We start from the raw sequence: 210 nt of genomic DNA, 5'->3' as shown, positions 1-210 counted from the left end.
CGAATAACAAGCCTGACGATAACCTACTTTCACACTGGTTGCAGCACTATCATCGGCGCAAAGTTGTTTCACGGTCCTGTTCGGGATGGGAAGGGGTGGGACCAACTTGCTATGGTCATCAGGCATAACTTGTACTGGCGTTTGTCTCCAATTGGACGACAAAGCCTGAATCTGGAAGAAGCAAAGATTGGGGTAATGACTGGTAGTATC

1 rRNA gene is annotated in these 210 nt (G+C 48.1%); it reads right to left on the bottom strand.

The window, feature by feature from the left end:
* Nucleotides 1-10: 10 nt before the first annotated feature.
* Nucleotides 11-123 (bottom strand): 5S ribosomal RNA (gene rrf / locus VM94_RS09665).
* Between the last annotated feature and the right edge of the window lie 87 nt (nt 124-210).

Origin of the sequence: Janthinobacterium sp. KBS0711, from assembly GCF_000988085.1 — a bacterium.
Taxonomy (GTDB): Bacteria; Pseudomonadota; Gammaproteobacteria; order Burkholderiales; family Burkholderiaceae_D; genus Janthinobacterium; species Janthinobacterium lividum_E.
Note: the sequence above shows the minus strand (reverse complement) of the source record. Positions and strands in the feature narration are given on the sequence as shown.